The following is a 13,923-nucleotide window of genomic DNA, read 5'->3' as shown; positions in this document are numbered from 1 at the left end:
GCCATGCCCGACGATTTCAAAACAGCCAAAGCCGCTCTCGCCAAGCTCCATAATGACATGGAGACCATCAACCCTCTGGTCAAGCCATCCTACCTAAGCGTGATCGAGCAGATGGAACGCACGATGGAACCCATCCGCCGTCAGCAGTTGGAAATCAGTCGCGCCCTCGAAATGTCTGGAGCAGCAGCCCGGATAAAGGAGATCGCCAGTGCTAATCAACACTGGCAGGAAGTGATAAAAGAGGCCACCGCATCGAGCCGCATTGCCGAGAGTCTGTATGCCGCTCATCAATCTTGGCTCGACCAGTTGAAACCTCTTCAACAGGACTTTTCCAGAATTTCCCAACTGCAGGCATCTGCCAAGCTGACCTTGTGCGATGCCTCTCTGCAACTGACCGCCACGGAACGGCTCATGGCAGGCATCGATTTTGAAGCCATAAGGAGTCGTTTCCAAATCGAGATGCCGGTCATCTCGGGGCTGGAGAATTCGATAGCCCACGTTGCGGCATCTTATGGAAGCCTCGCGGAGTCGTTACACGATATCTCGGACATTACGCGCCTGCCTTCCTTCGTTTTGCCTGGGGCTACCCGTGAAATCTACACCACGAGCTTCGCGCTCGAGACCCTTCGCCCCTTGGATGAACGGGATGAGGAAGATGCCGAAACGGAAATTCAGCTTGTCACAGAGGTGGAGCTGGAAACATCGGGCTGCATCGCTCTCCTACAGCAGGTCGATCCAGGACTCGCTCGGCCGTACATCGGCGCTCGGGACGCCCTGCATGGAAACAATGCCGACCGGGCGAGGCACATACTGAGCTCGCTCAGAGAGCTGTGGAACCATCTGCTCAGACGATTGGCTCCCGACGAGTTCGTTGCCGCATGGATTCCGGGGATTACCAATCATAAGGACCTGTTACATGAGGGCAAGCCAACCCGTCGAGCCAGGGTACTGTATGTCTGTCGGGAGCTGAACAACGATCCGCTGACCGACTTCCTGATGCACGACACTCGGGCACTGGTGAAGCTGATCGAGCTGTTCAACCGGGTCCACGAATTGGAGACAGAGCTGACCGATGAGCAGCTCAGGGCCATTCTTCTCAAGACCGATTCGTGGTTGATGTACATCCTGCAGATTTGGGTAGGGGGAGATGGCAAATAGTCCAGCAGCCTCGTTACTCAAGCATCATTAGCAAGATGGATGGCCTGCCCGGGAATCACTCTGAGCATTTCGATTTAGTCGTCAAGAATGACTACAAACTCTTTAGGCGGCGTCGGTAGAGATACTGTAAAATAGGTAGTGCGGAGTATCTCCACAGAGTTGGACGCTCTTTGCCCCGATCTGCTTGGTTCCCGGACTTTTTAGATGGATCATTAGGCAAGAAATGAAATTATTTTTAAGAAATTTCTGAGCATGGTATTTTTCATGGTATTATCAATTAACGGGAAAATAAGTCTTTGAAAATAAAAGATAAAAAAGGCTTATTTACAATAGAGTGGGAGTAGGGTTCATACGAATCGGTAGGAAGCTATCTTTTTGAAAATATGATTGATTCCCGGTGAGTCTACAAACTCGCCTTGCAATGCATGGTCACCATGGCCACGCCGTGCCCACTGCCACCAATAGTGAACCGAGCAACGCGCCAGGCCTGCCGGAAGTCCCGGGCAGTACCTCTCTCGGTGCTTGCAGTGGTACGCCAACGGACTGTCCCTTTGTGTCCCCGGGTGATGGTGGCAACATCGTGCTGAAACTTACCGGGGGTTTTCTCGTGGTATACATGTTATTAAAGCGACGCTGTGTCGGTGTGGCATGTTTCCGTTGATCCGCGCCTGGGCAATATTAACGTGGTGCTGGTAAGCATCTATATCGCCTATGTAATGATGAAATTGACAGGTTTCCGGTTTGCTAACATTTACCCCGGCTATTGCATGGTTGCACCGAGCAGTGGTAACGTTATGCTCATACCCCATCGGACACGGCAGGAGTGCTTCAGTGAAGTCAGCCTGGTGGAAGCAATTCTTTTCCGTTACATGTTTACTGGTTTGCCTGGCGCTGCCTGTCGGCAGCTGGTCCGGCCCTACCGGTACCGGCACCCAGGGTGTCGCGGACCTGCTGGGAAAATTCCTTAACGAGGCGGGAGCTCCCATGGCGGGTGGCTCGCTGACCTCCATCGAACACATTATCGACAACTGGGACAAGGTACGGAACCCTTGCCCCAGCACCTTGCGCCTGCTCGGCGCGATTTTCAAGGATGCCCGCGACGGCGGTGGCCAGAATTTCGCCTTCGCCATGCTAAAGACATTCGATCTGCCGCAATTCGGCAGCTGGACCTTTGCGCAATTGGAAGCCGAGGGTGAATACCTGTCCAACCGCCTGCAGCGGAATCGCACCAAGAACCTGCAGGCCCTGCGCCGGGTAATGAACGACATCCGTCGTCAGTGTTATCCGCCACGCACCTCCACATCCACCGTCGGCACCACCAGTGGTAGCGGCACGCCGCCATCTTCAGGCACACCGACGCCGCCAGTTGCCCCCAAACCAAAGCCCAGACCGGCACCCGAGCCCGAGCCCGAGCCCAAGCCCGAGCCCGAGCCCAAGCCCAAGTGGAGCGTGGACAACCCTTGTCCCGAGTGCCAGGACATTGCCGATCAGTTGAACACGGCCACGCAGCGTTTAGGTGATCTGCATCGGCGTAAGGGAGAAGTGGAACAACAGGCCATTGACAACCAACTGGAACAGGCGGATATCGGCGAGGATATCGCGGAACTGCAGGCTGGCATTGAAGCGCAGAAAGGTGCCCTTGCCGAGAGCTTTGATCCAGAAAGCGGGCTCACCAAGCGCGCGGAGAACATTGGCGGCGGCAAGGTGCGTGTCACCACGAAAGACGGTGATGGCAAAGTCATCGATTCCTATGAAAGAGACTCGATGTCCGCCCGGCGCGCCAGGGAGAAAATTAAAAAACTTGAAAAGCAGTTGCAGGAATTCAAGCAGAAAGAAGCTGACCTGCGCCGCAAGATTGATGCCCTGGACAAACAGCTGGATGATACTCGTGATGAAATTAATCGCCTGACCAAGGCACTGGAGGATTGTGTCCGCGAGAAATGCAACAAGCGTGCGGCCTGTCCCGAACCGGCGGCGACGGATGCCATACGCGTGGGCAGTAATGACGCGGTGGGCAGTGGCGCCCACACCCAGGCCAAGGTGGAAGAGACCGTGGGCGGGTTACTCGGCGGTATGCTCGGTGGTGGCGGCGGCCTGTTGGGCAGCGCTGGTGGTGACGAGGAAGCAGAAGGGCCGGAGATCCGGGATGACCCGGTGGCGGACGGCGACAAGGTCATGCTGACGGATGCCGCTGGTACCACGCATGTCAAGGTAGGTGGTGTCATGACTCCCGACGGCCTGCTGATCAGCAGCATGATCGACGCGACCCCCGGTGACGGCACATTTCAGACCGTGTTCCTGCAGGATGCGCAAGGGCAGCGCGCTGGCCCAGTGCGCTACCTGATTTACCATCTGTACCAGGACTGGTCGCTGACCGTGAACTGGACCTATGATCGCTGGGTGGATGGTGAGCACGTGGAACACCGCGAAGGTGGCTGGTCGGAGAGCGGTCGTAACCTGTTCGGCACCTTCCATGTGCCCACCGAAGACCTGGGCATCTGGAAACGGTTGGGCTTCGACAATGCCGTCAAGGGAGTGCGCGGTCTCGGCACGCAGTTCCCGATCAGCGCGGAACAGTTACGTGAGCAGCCGGTGGACGTGGTCATCCATGTCACCCGCCCGGACGCGGACCCGGTCACCACTACGCCCCTGGTCGTACGCGTGAGCCTGGACGAGTCCGGCAATCCAGTTTTCACACCGGCGTCACAAACCCTGGCACAGCAGGCCTGCCATTGAGACGGCATTGTTATGCAATACAGGCAGTTAAAAAAATATTAGTCATTTCGAATATACGATCACAGGTCATAGAGCGGCATACCGATTGGTGTTAGCGTAATATGACATCCGTCCCTTCGCATCATGGAGGGAAATCATATTGCAACTCAACGTCAATGGCCAGCAGCACGACGTGGCCATGGAACCCGATACTCCCTCGCTCTGGGTCCTGCGCGACGGTCTTGCGTAAAAGGGGTCGACGTAAAAGCGGTCAGTGACAAACGAGAATTATTTTTATTAGGATTTGTCACCAACCCCCTTTAATTCTTCTGTGCCTTGTTACGTTCGCGCGTGCTCCTGCTCATCACCAAACCTGCGATAAAGGCGGCTATCGCCAGGTCGCCCGGCCGCAGCCCGCTGCGTTTGAGCAACTCTCCGGCATTGATGCCGCTTTCCGCCACTTTGCGCATCTGCTCGGCGGCCGGAGTGCTAGTAGCATCCGCCAAGGGCGGCGACAACGAGCGAACCACAAGCCGCTGACGACCCCAATACGCCAGTAGCATGGCAATGACGGTGACGCCTAACGCAATGAGTCCACCTGCCATCCAGGTCGGCATCAGGCGGGACAGTGAATCAAACACGCCATACAGCAGAAAGGCGGACCCGATGAGGCAGATGCCGCCCGCCACAGCCAGCAGTATCAGAGAGGCAGCAATACTAAAAAGACCAAGGCGTAACCTGGCGAACTCTGCGACGATGGTGTCGCGAAATAACTGGATGAGATTGCGCACGAATCAATCAGTGCCGTCGATCCAGCAACATTCCGATCAGAAACCCCAGCCCGAACGAAGACAATACCGAGGTTAACGGACGATCACTGATATGTCGACCCGCTTTCTGATGCAGCTCTTCGGCACCCTCCATCAGCGATTCACCTGCCTGCCGGGCGCGGTTTACAGCCTCCTGGCCTCGTTCGACACCCATATCCTTTAATGAGTTCATGAGGGACTTTACATCGGCGCGTAACGCGTCCATATCCTGCCGCAATTTATTTATTTCAGCGCTTGTGTCGGCCATCGGTTATTCTCCATCCATTGACTGTTTGTTGTGATTACTGATGCTTTCAGTACTTAACCTGAATCCGTGGTTTAAACATGGATGCATGGGACGAGATATTGGTTTCACAGGGGGTTCATAAAACCCTGGCTTCACCTTTAGTTAAGCGGACATTTTTTGATCCCTAGTGTAATCAATAGCTTGCACCAGACGCCGCGATTAAACGACGAATTCGGCTTTAATGATAGTGAAACATCGCATATTCGGCATTGAAAAATCGCAACGTAAAACTTGAATTCAAGAAACATATAATTTGGTATAGTCGATATCGCATGCTGCCACTAAGCGAAACCACAAAATACACACTTTATGGTGCCTTTTTCGGGCTGTGTTTCCCGGTTGGCGCAATTATTTACCTCTATCTCATAGGTGATCTCCCAGGCGGCCCAGGTCCTGTTGCGATGATTGTAACCGCGCATGAAAACCGCCTGCTGTATTTCATTGATACCGCCCCTTTCTTCCTGAGCCTGTTCGCACGTCTCGCCGGTATTCGCCAGGACAAGCTCCTGAAATTTTCTGCATCGCTGGAACAACAGGTAGCAGCCAAAACAGAATCACTGAGACGGGCGCTTGATGAGGCAAAAGAAGCCAACGATAAAATCGTTCATATGGCCGAGCACGATGCACTCACCGGATTACTTAATCGTCGACGTTTTCAGAATGAACTCGAAAAATGGATGCTGATCGCCCTACGTTACCAGCGCAGTGCAATCCTCATATTCATGGATCTGGACAAGTTCAAATTTGTCAACGACAACTATGGTCATATCGCTGGCGATCGCTATCTGGTGGCGGTATCGGAACTGTTAACCAGGACGTTTCGTGCTACAGATATCATTTCTCGCTGGGGTGGTGATGAATTCGCCATTCTTCTTCCCGAGACGTCCAGTCAGGCAGCAACCGAGGTGGCAAATAAATTGCTCCGTTTATTTAATGATACTGATATCGACCTCGGTGAACGCAAATTACGACCGAGTGCCAGTATCGGCATGGCGCTGTTTCCTGACCATGCCACCGACCTTGATGAGCTCGTCACGTACGCAGATGCCGCAATGTATGAAGCCAAGTCCACCGGCGGTAACTGCTGGCGCATTTACTCATCGTCGCAACAGGAAATGGCGCGTGTGCAGGAGCATGTCCAGTGGGAAGTCAGACTGCGCAGAGCATTGGAAAATGATCAATTTCTGCTGCTCTATCAGCCGCTACTCCGCTTGTCCGACAATACCACTCCGGGCTACGAGGCCCTCTTGCGCATGGAGGATCGCGATGGCCAGCTCATCAGCCCGGGGTTATTCCTGGGATCCGCGGAGCGTTTCGGCCTTTCTGTGCCAATCGACCGCATGGTTATTCGCAAAACTGCACGAAAGATCGGTGCCCTGTCACAACATCCGATCTGGGTCTCGCTCAACCTGTCACGCTCTTCACTTGAAGACCCGCAATTGTTCGAGAACATCGAAGCGGCAATACATGAAAACTCTCTCAGGTCCGGTCAGTTGCATATCGAGATCACGGAGGCGACTGCGCTTGAATATCTCAATCAGGCCCGCACGCTCATTTCAAAATTAAAGACCATTGGCTGCCCTGTAGTGCTTGACGATTTCGGCCATGGCCCGGCACGCCAGTTCCTTCAGCAGCTCCCTGTTGACATGATAAAAATCAACGGGGATTTGATCCGGAATCTATCTACGCAACAAGGCGCGCAGAAGCTAGTCAGGGATATTGTTGCTCTGGCGCGTGAGAAAGAGATACAGGTAACGGCAAAGCATGTCGAAGATGAGAACCTTCTCGACCTCTTGAGGGAACTGGACATTGATTATGCACAGGGATTTGCGATTGGAATGCCGGTCGAAGCCATAGAACAGCAATTACTCTTTTCAACCGAAGAGGAGAGGACTTACGACTAGTAAGATAGCGGCGCCGAAGCCGCGCGTCAATCTCACCTGTTTCCATGGCGTGTTTGCCCCCAACAGCCAATATCGCGCTTGGTGACGACGGCGAAGCGGGGCAAGGCCAAGGTACCCGATGAACCGCCAACGCCCACCGAACGGCGCGCATTGATGGCCGTTTTTTCTCCTGCAAAACCGGCATACATGCCATCCCTGGGATTAACATGGGCGCAGCGTTTGAAGCGTGTGTTCAATATCGGTCGCTCCTGCGCATCCCAGCGCCCACGGCATTAGTGAATCCATTCACGTTACATTGAGACCTGCCGGGAATGCGGTGGCGACATGAAAGCCATTGCCTGCATCGAAGACCCGGTGGTGATCCAGAAGTTCCTGGATCACCTGAAGGAAAAGGGTGCATGCTGGTCGCATACACCCATGGCAACCATAATTCTCCACCAGTAATTTCCCAAGGAACCAAACAAGCAAAGTAACTGTCTATATTGGTTAATTCACTCTGCCTTGATCAACATCCTTTTTTTCTCTGGATATTGGCAACGGAATGGGAGAATACGCATGGATAGAAGACATTTCATCATTAGCCTGGCAGGCATCTCTGCTGCTTCCCTGATTGGCGTCGGGGCTTTTACCCGTGAAGAAAAACAGGAAAAGTCTTCCGTGGAAAAAATCATCAAGACCGATGAGGAATGGAAGAAAATCCTTACGCCGGGGCAATATCATATCCTTCGCAAGGAAGGAACCGAACCGCCGTTTTCCAGTCCCCTGAATGATGAAAAACGCGAAGGCACCTATGTATGTGCCGCCTGCGAATTGCCGTTATTCACCTCGGATATGAAATACGACAGCGGAACCGGTTGGCCGAGTTTCTTTACCCATATGCCCGATGCCGTGGAGACCAGACTGGACTTTAAACTCATTTGGCCTCGGACAGAATATCATTGTGCTCGCTGTGAAGGACACCAGGGGCATGTCTTTAATGACGGCCCCGAACCGACCGGAAAACGTTATTGCAACAATGGCCTGGCGCTCAAATTCATTCCGGCCTGATTATAGGAACGATTAAATGGAGAAGAACATCATGTTTCGTTTATGGCTGGTTCTGATGGTCGGGGCGCTCCTGCCCGTTACTGGCATCGCACAGCAAAATCCCGGGAATGAGGCGAAAGCTGTCGCAAACCATGAGACTGCCATCTTTGCCGGCGGTTGCTTCTGGTGTGTGGAGGCGGATTTCGACAAGGTACCCGGAGTGGTGAATACGGTTTCCGGATATATCGGTGGAGAAAAGAAAAATCCGACTTACGAAGAAGTTTCCGGAGGTAGTACCGGCCATGCGGAAGCGGTGCAAATCACCTATGACGAGACCAGGGTCAGTTATGAGAAACTTCTGGATGTCTTCTGGCACAGTGTTGACCCGACTACACCGGAACGGCAATTTTGCGATAAAGGTGACCAGTACCGCACTGCCATTTTTTATACCAATGAAGAACAACGGAAATTGGCGGGAGTCTCCAAAGAGGCCCTGCAGCGATCCAGACCATTCGCAGAACCTGTTGTAACGGAGATCACCAGGGCGGGGGAATTCTATCCTGCCGAACAATACCACCAGGACTATTACAAAAAGAATCCAATCCGTTACAAATTTTATCGCTATACTTGTGGAAGGGACCAGCGACTGGAAGAGCTGTGGGGCAAGAAAGAATAAACCCTGGATAGATGAAGGCAGAACAATGCAGGAGCAATTGTCGAGAGCAACGCATGGAGCAGTTGTCGAGGGCGCCGGGAGTGACGATGGATGGTGCCGGGAGGCATGCAATGGCCTCGCCCAGTCCTGTTTCCCAAAAAGACGGGAAAAACGACCTTCGCGAGAAGCACGGATTTCATGGGGAGTTGTGTTACGCCATGCATTTAAACGGGAGCAAACGCCCGATCCGGATGTATATGGCAATTATTCCTGAACGTCACGCCACTGCCGATCGGTCAGACGTACTGGAGCAGGCGATCAGATTCCTTCTTGACCACCGCATAGCACTCGCAGGACCGCGCCTCCAGGCCTGCCCGGTCGAGCACGGTGATGCGGCCGCGGTGATATTCGATCAAGCCGGCACGCTGCAGCTTGCCAGCGGCCTCGGTGACACCCTCGCGGCGGACGCCAAGCATGTTGGCGATCAACTCTTGCGTCATGGTCAGCTCGTTGGAGGGCAGGCGGTCCATGCTCAGCAGCAGCCAGCGGCACAGTTGCTGATCCACCGAATGATGGCGGTTGCATACCGCAGTCTGCGCCATCTGGGTCAGCAAGGCCTGGGTGTAGCGCAGCAATAGATGCTGCAACTCGCCGGAGCGATTGAATTCCTGCTTCAGAAACTGACCCTTCAAGCGATACGCATGACCTGCGCTTTGCACGAGGGCCCGGCTGGGCGTGGTTTCGCCGCCCATGAAGAGGGAGACGCCGACGATGCCCTCGTTGCCGACTACGGCGATTTCAGCTGATGCACCATCCTCCAGGACATAGAGCAGGGACACGATCGAAGTGGTGGGGAAATAGACATGACACATCTGCTCGCCGGATTCGTATAGCACCTGGCCAAGCGGCAACAGGACCGATTCCAGATAGGGCAGCAGGCACGCGTATTCCGCTGCCGACAGGGCGTCAAGCAGGTGATTTTGGTGGGGGTCGTGAGGTGCATCCAAGCGCGTTCTCCAGTTATTGTCCATGTTCGCCCTCCTTGCAGAACCGGCAGGGCGGATACTCGATGTCGTACGTCAGTATAGACGCCAGGATTGTCTGTGTGCGCAATCAGACAGACGGTTAAAATCGATCCGGCGGCCCTTGCCGTACATGCTGCTTTAGTTCATTAGTAAAATCAATGCAAATGGCGCGGAAAGACCAATGTGCTTTTGAATGGAAGTGACGCCGATCTACAAGGCTGCAGACAGGGCAATTGCAGGGGGTTGAATAAAAAAAAGCAGACCTGAGGTTAATGCCCAGGATCTGCTGTTGTGCAAGTTCAAACGCTGAGCATTTAGAACTCCAGGCTTGCAATGAGCGATACCTGGTGCGATGAGTATTCGCTGTCATTCCACTTATAGTCATAGAGTCCCTTGACTGTCCATGAAGCCTTGTCACAGTTGCATGACAGAAACGTGACGCCCGCGCCGACGTTGAACAAATCACGGTCCTGCTTGATCCCTTGCGTGTTGAAGATTGTGCCGCCACCGGTGAATCTCGCATCCTGCTCCATCGTCGTCGAGTTGAAATCATGCAGCCACTTGGCGTGCACCTCGGGTGCGTAAGTGCTGTTGCCGGAGCGAATGATACGCTCCGCCTTCACGCCCAGGGTGGACTGAACAAAGTCATAATCCTGGCTCTTGACACGCAGGCTCACGTCGCCCGCGCCACGTTCCGTATAGCTGCCTACACGGATGTGGGACGCTCGCAATGAAGCGAGCGGCGTGATGGTTGTTTCGTTCACCTGGTAATGTCTTCCCACGGTGACGATGCCTGAGTATTGCTGCCCGGTGTAGTCGGACGTCGCCGTACGATTCACTCCCGGAAAGACGATGTGACGGGTGCTTTCGTAATCATTGACGCCGGCCGTCAATGCCGCCTGGACATACCAGAGCCCCGGTGCATGATGCAGATAACCCGTGATCTGGTAAGAATCGATATCCGTGTTGCTCGATGTATGGTTGCCATCGATCTCGCTCTCCGCATAGCCAAAGCCAAAACCGACGCGGGTCTGGTTATTCAGCGGCTTGTCATGGGCAATCATCAAACCGTAGGTTTCGGTATCGTACCCGTTCATGTTGGCGACGTCGCCCTGCTCGCCTTGCCTGCCGAAGCCCTTCGCCCACCACTTGCCTTTTTGCTCGGCGTCCTTACACGCATACAAGTCTGCTGGCACATTGGGCTTGTTGGGCCCACAGTTGGCATCGCAACAGGCAGCCTGGATCTGATCCACCTGTGCCATCCAGAGGTCGTCAAACTGTCGCGTCGTCTGTGCTGCCACCCAAGGCGCTGCCAGATTGGTGTCGCCGGGGGCGAGTTGCGCCAGCGCGTTATTGATGGCGCCCGTGGTGGGAAGTACGGCAATTGCGTCCTGGATGACCCGAAGATCGGAGCCGACCGGCGCATTCTCATTCAGGATGGAGGCGACTGCCAAAGCGCCAGGCGCGGTGACCAGCGTCTCGAGGGGCGCGATGTTGCTCAGGATGATGTCAACGTTGCCAAGGGTCGTCGGCAGGCCGGAAAACGTGTAACGTGGACTATTGTTGATAACGGTTACCGGGGCGGCATTGGTGCCAGACGGTGCTTCCACAATCCGGTAAGTGGTTCCCTCTGTCAGTGCGCCCGTGACGGTCGTACTCACGGTAACGCCACCGGCATCGATGGCAGAGTTACCGGTCGCGACAATCTTGCCGAATACAGCATCGCTGGCAAACGTGGTTGAAATTGTCCCGGCGGCGTTAATGGTTAACGCCCCATTGATGTTCAAGGTATTCGCACCAAGGTTGAAGCCTAGCGCTTGTACTGCGCCGATCACCGAGGCATTGCCGCCGACCACGTTGATTTGTTTCAGGCCGCTTGCGCCACCAATCGCACCATTCACGCTACTGCCACCGTTGAGCGTCAAAGTACCAGTGTTGGCGGTAAGGGTTGTGATGGCGCTATTGAACAGCGTACCTGAACCGATATTAATAAAACCATCATTTTGAATAATGGTGCTGGCCGCAACAATGCCCCGATTGAGGTCGCCATTGAAATTGACGGTCCCGGTGCCGCTGACATTGAACGTGGTTGTAAAAACATCCCCGTTGAAGTTCACCGTTGTCGCGTTAGCGCCGGCCGTGATGGCGTTGAACCTGATTGCGCTCGTCCCCGTGAATCCCGTCACCGTCGAGTTGCCCTCGAACAGGATACTGGCCACATTGTTGGTGTTGCTTGTAATACCGCCGCCAACATCGTTAAGCGTATTGATGTTGATATCAGGCCTGATCGTCAAGAGCCCGGCACCCGTCGTATCAACACCCGTATCCTGCCCAACGCTGTCACCTGGCGCGTCGCCGAACAAATAGGGAAGCGCCACAGATTGGCGGGCCATACTGACTGGCGCCCAAGCCGTGATGACAGCGGCCACAGCGGCGGTAATTAATTTAACTTTCATGAGTACCCTCTATATAGGTTATTTATGGTCTGAGGCGGATGACCCGCGGATATAAATAATAAGAAAATTCTTATATTTCATTTTGATACAGCGTGTATTGAAGGCGACTCATGCTAATGTCATTTCACCAATGGTGCTTCCATAACAAATACCACAAATTAGTTGTAACAATATGATTTCCCCTGAAATTTGCTGTGACAGCGTATCCGGGTTGCGCAAATACCTCTGTACGCTGCCGCACATAAGTACACGCAGTTTCCGTAGGTCAAAACCTGAACAGGAGAGACCACATGGCCAACCTCACCGCCAAGCTCTTTAGGCGACATCGACGACCTGCCCAGGGGGGGCTTGCTCCAGGAAGGTCAGGCGCAGATGCAGAGCAAGGTGGACATGAAAGAGGATGACAAGGCCGATAGCGTGCACGCCGACATTCCAGGCGTTAAGATCGCAAGGACGACCTGAGACCCATGTCTCATCGCGCCTCGGCATGGCTGGCCGGCATCGGTTCGGGCGCTGTCCGTTACCAGTGCCACCGGCCCGAGGAAACCCTTCCCAAAGGGCTGAAATCCGACCTATCTCGCCGGTCAGGCAACCGCGCCGGGCGAGATGTGTGAAGCCTGGCCGAGACATATCAGGTTGGTTTGGGGGTGCTCGGGGTGGTTTTTCAGCGAAAAGAGGGTTTATAATCTAAAATGCTCAAATTTTTGGCTAACATGCCGGTGAGGGTCTGCGTCTGGTCGCGGCCGGCGAACACTGCTTCATGGTGCCCGAACTGCCCTTGGCGCAGATTTCAACCTTAATTATGGGTGATGTGGGTTACCCTGGACGTAGCGCACCTTGCCATCGCGCAGGGTGATTCAATTGCCGCAACGACAGACATACATGTAACAGGGGGGTATAGATTTTTTGTATAGGGGCTTAGGCTTACTATGCTCGACGTCTGCCCATTTTAAAGATAACCTGTCGGCCAATAATTTTGTGGTCAACAATGATAATATTTAGAGGATAATCCAAATGTTCACGACCAATCCTTTTGCCGAGCTTTCGGCATCTATACCACCCAATGTAATGCAGGGGTATCTCATTTTGATGGTACTGCTGGTTATAGGTGGCACAATACTTGACATGATTCATAAGAAAAGTGCGCGGTACTTTTTCGAGAATGCGAAAAAGGCACAGGCGAGTGCGAAGCGGTCAGTGGGTGCCGGGGAAAAAGCAGGTCTTGCAATTTCAACAGTAGCAAGTGAAGTGTTGACTTCTTCTGAATTCTGCAACGTAAGACGCAGACTTTCCCATTTGTTGACCATGTATGGTTTCATTCTGTTTGTTGTTACCACCGCCATTCTGATTTTTGGCTATTCAGCTCCTGAAACACCTGCGCCTGCCATCCTCCCCAGGCTCTGGCATACGGGCGCGCTGATGCTGGCTATTGGCGGCTACTGGTTCTGGTTTTTCATCCGGGTTGATGTTTCTTCGGAAGGCCTGCCATGGTATCGCCTGGAACGTGCAGATTTGTTTATTCTCTCGCTGCTCGCCACTGCAACTTTCGGATTAATCTGGTCATATCTGCAGTCACAAGGTGTCTCTATGGCATCAACCATAGCCTTCGCGTTGTTTATCTTGTCAAGCACGGTCCTGTTTGGCGGCGTACTATGGTCCAAATTTGCACATATGTTCTTCAAGCCTGCGGCCGCTTTTCAGAAAAAAGTTACCCGAGCCGATGGTTCAAGAGAGAATTTGCCTGCTGACTTTGATTTGACGGATCCTGATGTACAGAAAAGATTTCCGGATATCCCTGAGTACATGGGCAAGAACCCACCTAATATGGGTCTTGGTATCAAGCGTGAAAGACCAAACCACTACTAACA

12 protein-coding genes and 1 pseudogene are annotated in these 13,923 nt (G+C 53.7%); 8 read left to right on the top strand and 5 right to left on the bottom strand.

Going from position 1 to position 13,923, the window contains the following annotated elements:
- The first annotated feature begins 3 nt into the window (after positions 1–3).
- From RQ738_RS02725 to RQ738_RS02715, 3 genes are all read left to right on the top strand, one after another.
- The gene (locus tag RQ738_RS02725) at positions 4–1,158 is read left to right on the top strand and encodes a hypothetical protein (protein WP_314161841.1); all 1,155 of its coding nucleotides are present in this window, start codon (positions 4–6) and stop codon (positions 1,156–1,158) included.
- Positions 1,159–1,555: 397 nt separating this feature from the next.
- Entirely contained in the window at positions 1,556–1,819 is a 264-nt protein-coding gene (locus RQ738_RS02720; RefSeq protein ID WP_314161840.1) for a hypothetical protein, read from the top strand.
- A 170-nt stretch (positions 1,820–1,989) separates the two neighbouring features.
- The gene (locus RQ738_RS02715; RefSeq protein ID WP_314161839.1) at positions 1,990–3,894 is read left to right on the top strand and encodes a hypothetical protein; all 1,905 of its coding nucleotides are present in this window, start codon (positions 1,990–1,992) and stop codon (positions 3,892–3,894) included.
- Positions 3,895–4,193: 299 nt separating this feature from the next.
- Here RQ738_RS02715 and RQ738_RS02710 read toward each other — a convergent pair whose 3' ends face one another.
- Positions 4,194–4,664, bottom strand: a complete 471-nt coding sequence (locus tag RQ738_RS02710; protein WP_314161838.1) for a phage holin family protein — start codon at positions 4,662–4,664, stop codon at positions 4,194–4,196.
- Positions 4,665–4,671: 7 nt separating this feature from the next.
- Positions 4,672–4,950 carry a hypothetical protein gene (locus RQ738_RS02705; RefSeq protein ID WP_314161837.1) on the bottom strand — a complete coding sequence of 93 codons (279 nt, stop codon included), beginning with the start codon at positions 4,948–4,950 and terminating at the stop codon, positions 4,672–4,674.
- A gap of 311 nt (positions 4,951–5,261) precedes the next feature.
- Between RQ738_RS02705 and RQ738_RS02700 the strand changes: the two genes are divergently transcribed.
- The 4 genes and pseudogenes from RQ738_RS02700 (at position 5,262) to msrA (ending at position 8,595) form a co-directional block, all read left to right on the top strand.
- Positions 5,262–6,893, top strand: a complete 1,632-nt coding sequence (locus RQ738_RS02700) for a putative bifunctional diguanylate cyclase/phosphodiesterase (protein ID WP_314161836.1) — start codon at positions 5,262–5,264, stop codon at positions 6,891–6,893.
- Positions 6,894–6,906: 13 nt separating this feature from the next.
- A pseudogene (locus RQ738_RS02695) lies at positions 6,907–7,337 on the top strand (hypothetical protein); the annotation flags it as partial.
- Positions 7,338–7,448: 111 nt separating this feature from the next.
- The gene (gene msrB, locus RQ738_RS02690) at positions 7,449–7,940 is read left to right on the top strand and encodes a peptide-methionine (R)-S-oxide reductase MsrB (protein WP_314161835.1); all 492 of its coding nucleotides are present in this window, start codon (positions 7,449–7,451) and stop codon (positions 7,938–7,940) included.
- Positions 7,941–7,956: 16 nt separating this feature from the next.
- A complete protein-coding gene (gene msrA / locus RQ738_RS02685) occupies positions 7,957–8,595 on the top strand; it encodes a peptide-methionine (S)-S-oxide reductase MsrA (RefSeq protein ID WP_314161834.1) in 639 nt (212 codons plus the stop codon).
- 275 nt (positions 8,596–8,870) lie between these two features.
- Here the strand turns inward: msrA and RQ738_RS02680 are convergent, their stop codons facing one another.
- The 3 genes from RQ738_RS02680 to RQ738_RS02670 all read right to left on the bottom strand — a co-directional run bounded on the left by RQ738_RS02680 (position 8,871) and on the right by RQ738_RS02670 (position 12,544).
- Positions 8,871–9,605 (bottom strand): Crp/Fnr family transcriptional regulator, encoded by a 735-nt coding sequence (locus tag RQ738_RS02680; protein ID WP_314161833.1) that lies wholly within the window; start codon positions 9,603–9,605, stop codon positions 8,871–8,873.
- 308 nt (positions 9,606–9,913) lie between these two features.
- Positions 9,914–12,055, bottom strand: a complete 2,142-nt coding sequence (locus RQ738_RS02675) for an autotransporter domain-containing protein (RefSeq protein WP_314161832.1) — start codon at positions 12,053–12,055, stop codon at positions 9,914–9,916.
- Between the two features lie 315 nt (positions 12,056–12,370).
- Positions 12,371–12,544, bottom strand: coding sequence for a hypothetical protein (locus tag RQ738_RS02670; RefSeq protein ID WP_314161831.1), 174 nt, complete (start codon positions 12,542–12,544; stop codon positions 12,371–12,373).
- A 525-nt stretch (positions 12,545–13,069) separates the two neighbouring features.
- Between RQ738_RS02670 and RQ738_RS02665 the strand changes: the two genes are divergently transcribed.
- Positions 13,070–13,921 carry an adenylyl-sulfate reductase gene (locus RQ738_RS02665; RefSeq protein WP_314161830.1) on the top strand — a complete coding sequence of 284 codons (852 nt, stop codon included), beginning with the start codon at positions 13,070–13,072 and terminating at the stop codon, positions 13,919–13,921.
- The last annotated feature ends 2 nt before the right edge of the window (positions 13,922–13,923 follow it).

Origin of the sequence: Sulfuriflexus sp. (assembly GCF_032250955.1) — a bacterium.
Classification (GTDB): domain Bacteria; phylum Pseudomonadota; class Gammaproteobacteria; order AKS1; family AKS1; genus Sulfuriflexus.
The sequence above is the reverse complement of the archived record's forward strand: the minus strand, read 5'-3'. Positions and strand labels throughout refer to the sequence as shown.

Bases quoted from the DNA above. Each gene is read 5' to 3' on its own strand.
- RQ738_RS02700 (WP_314161836.1), top strand. From the start codon at position 5,262: ATGCTGCCACTAAGCGAAACCACAAAATACACACTTTATGGTGCCTTT.
- RQ738_RS02725 (WP_314161841.1), top strand. From the start codon at position 4: ATGCCCGACGATTTCAAAACAGCCAAAGCCGCTCTCGCCAAGCTCCAT.
- RQ738_RS02680 (WP_314161833.1), bottom strand. From the start codon at position 9,605: ATGGACAATAACTGGAGAACGCGCTTGGATGCACCTCACGACCCCCAC.
- RQ738_RS02665 (WP_314161830.1), top strand. From the start codon at position 13,070: ATGTTCACGACCAATCCTTTTGCCGAGCTTTCGGCATCTATACCACCC.
- RQ738_RS02670 (WP_314161831.1), bottom strand. From the start codon at position 12,544: ATGCCGAGGCGCGATGAGACATGGGTCTCAGGTCGTCCTTGCGATCTT.
- RQ738_RS02705 (WP_314161837.1), bottom strand. From the start codon at position 4,950: ATGGCCGACACAAGCGCTGAAATAAATAAATTGCGGCAGGATATGGAC.
- RQ738_RS02675 (WP_314161832.1), bottom strand. From the start codon at position 12,055: ATGAAAGTTAAATTAATTACCGCCGCTGTGGCCGCTGTCATCACGGCT.
- msrA (WP_314161834.1), top strand. From the start codon at position 7,957: ATGGAGAAGAACATCATGTTTCGTTTATGGCTGGTTCTGATGGTCGGG.
- msrB (WP_314161835.1), top strand. From the start codon at position 7,449: ATGGATAGAAGACATTTCATCATTAGCCTGGCAGGCATCTCTGCTGCT.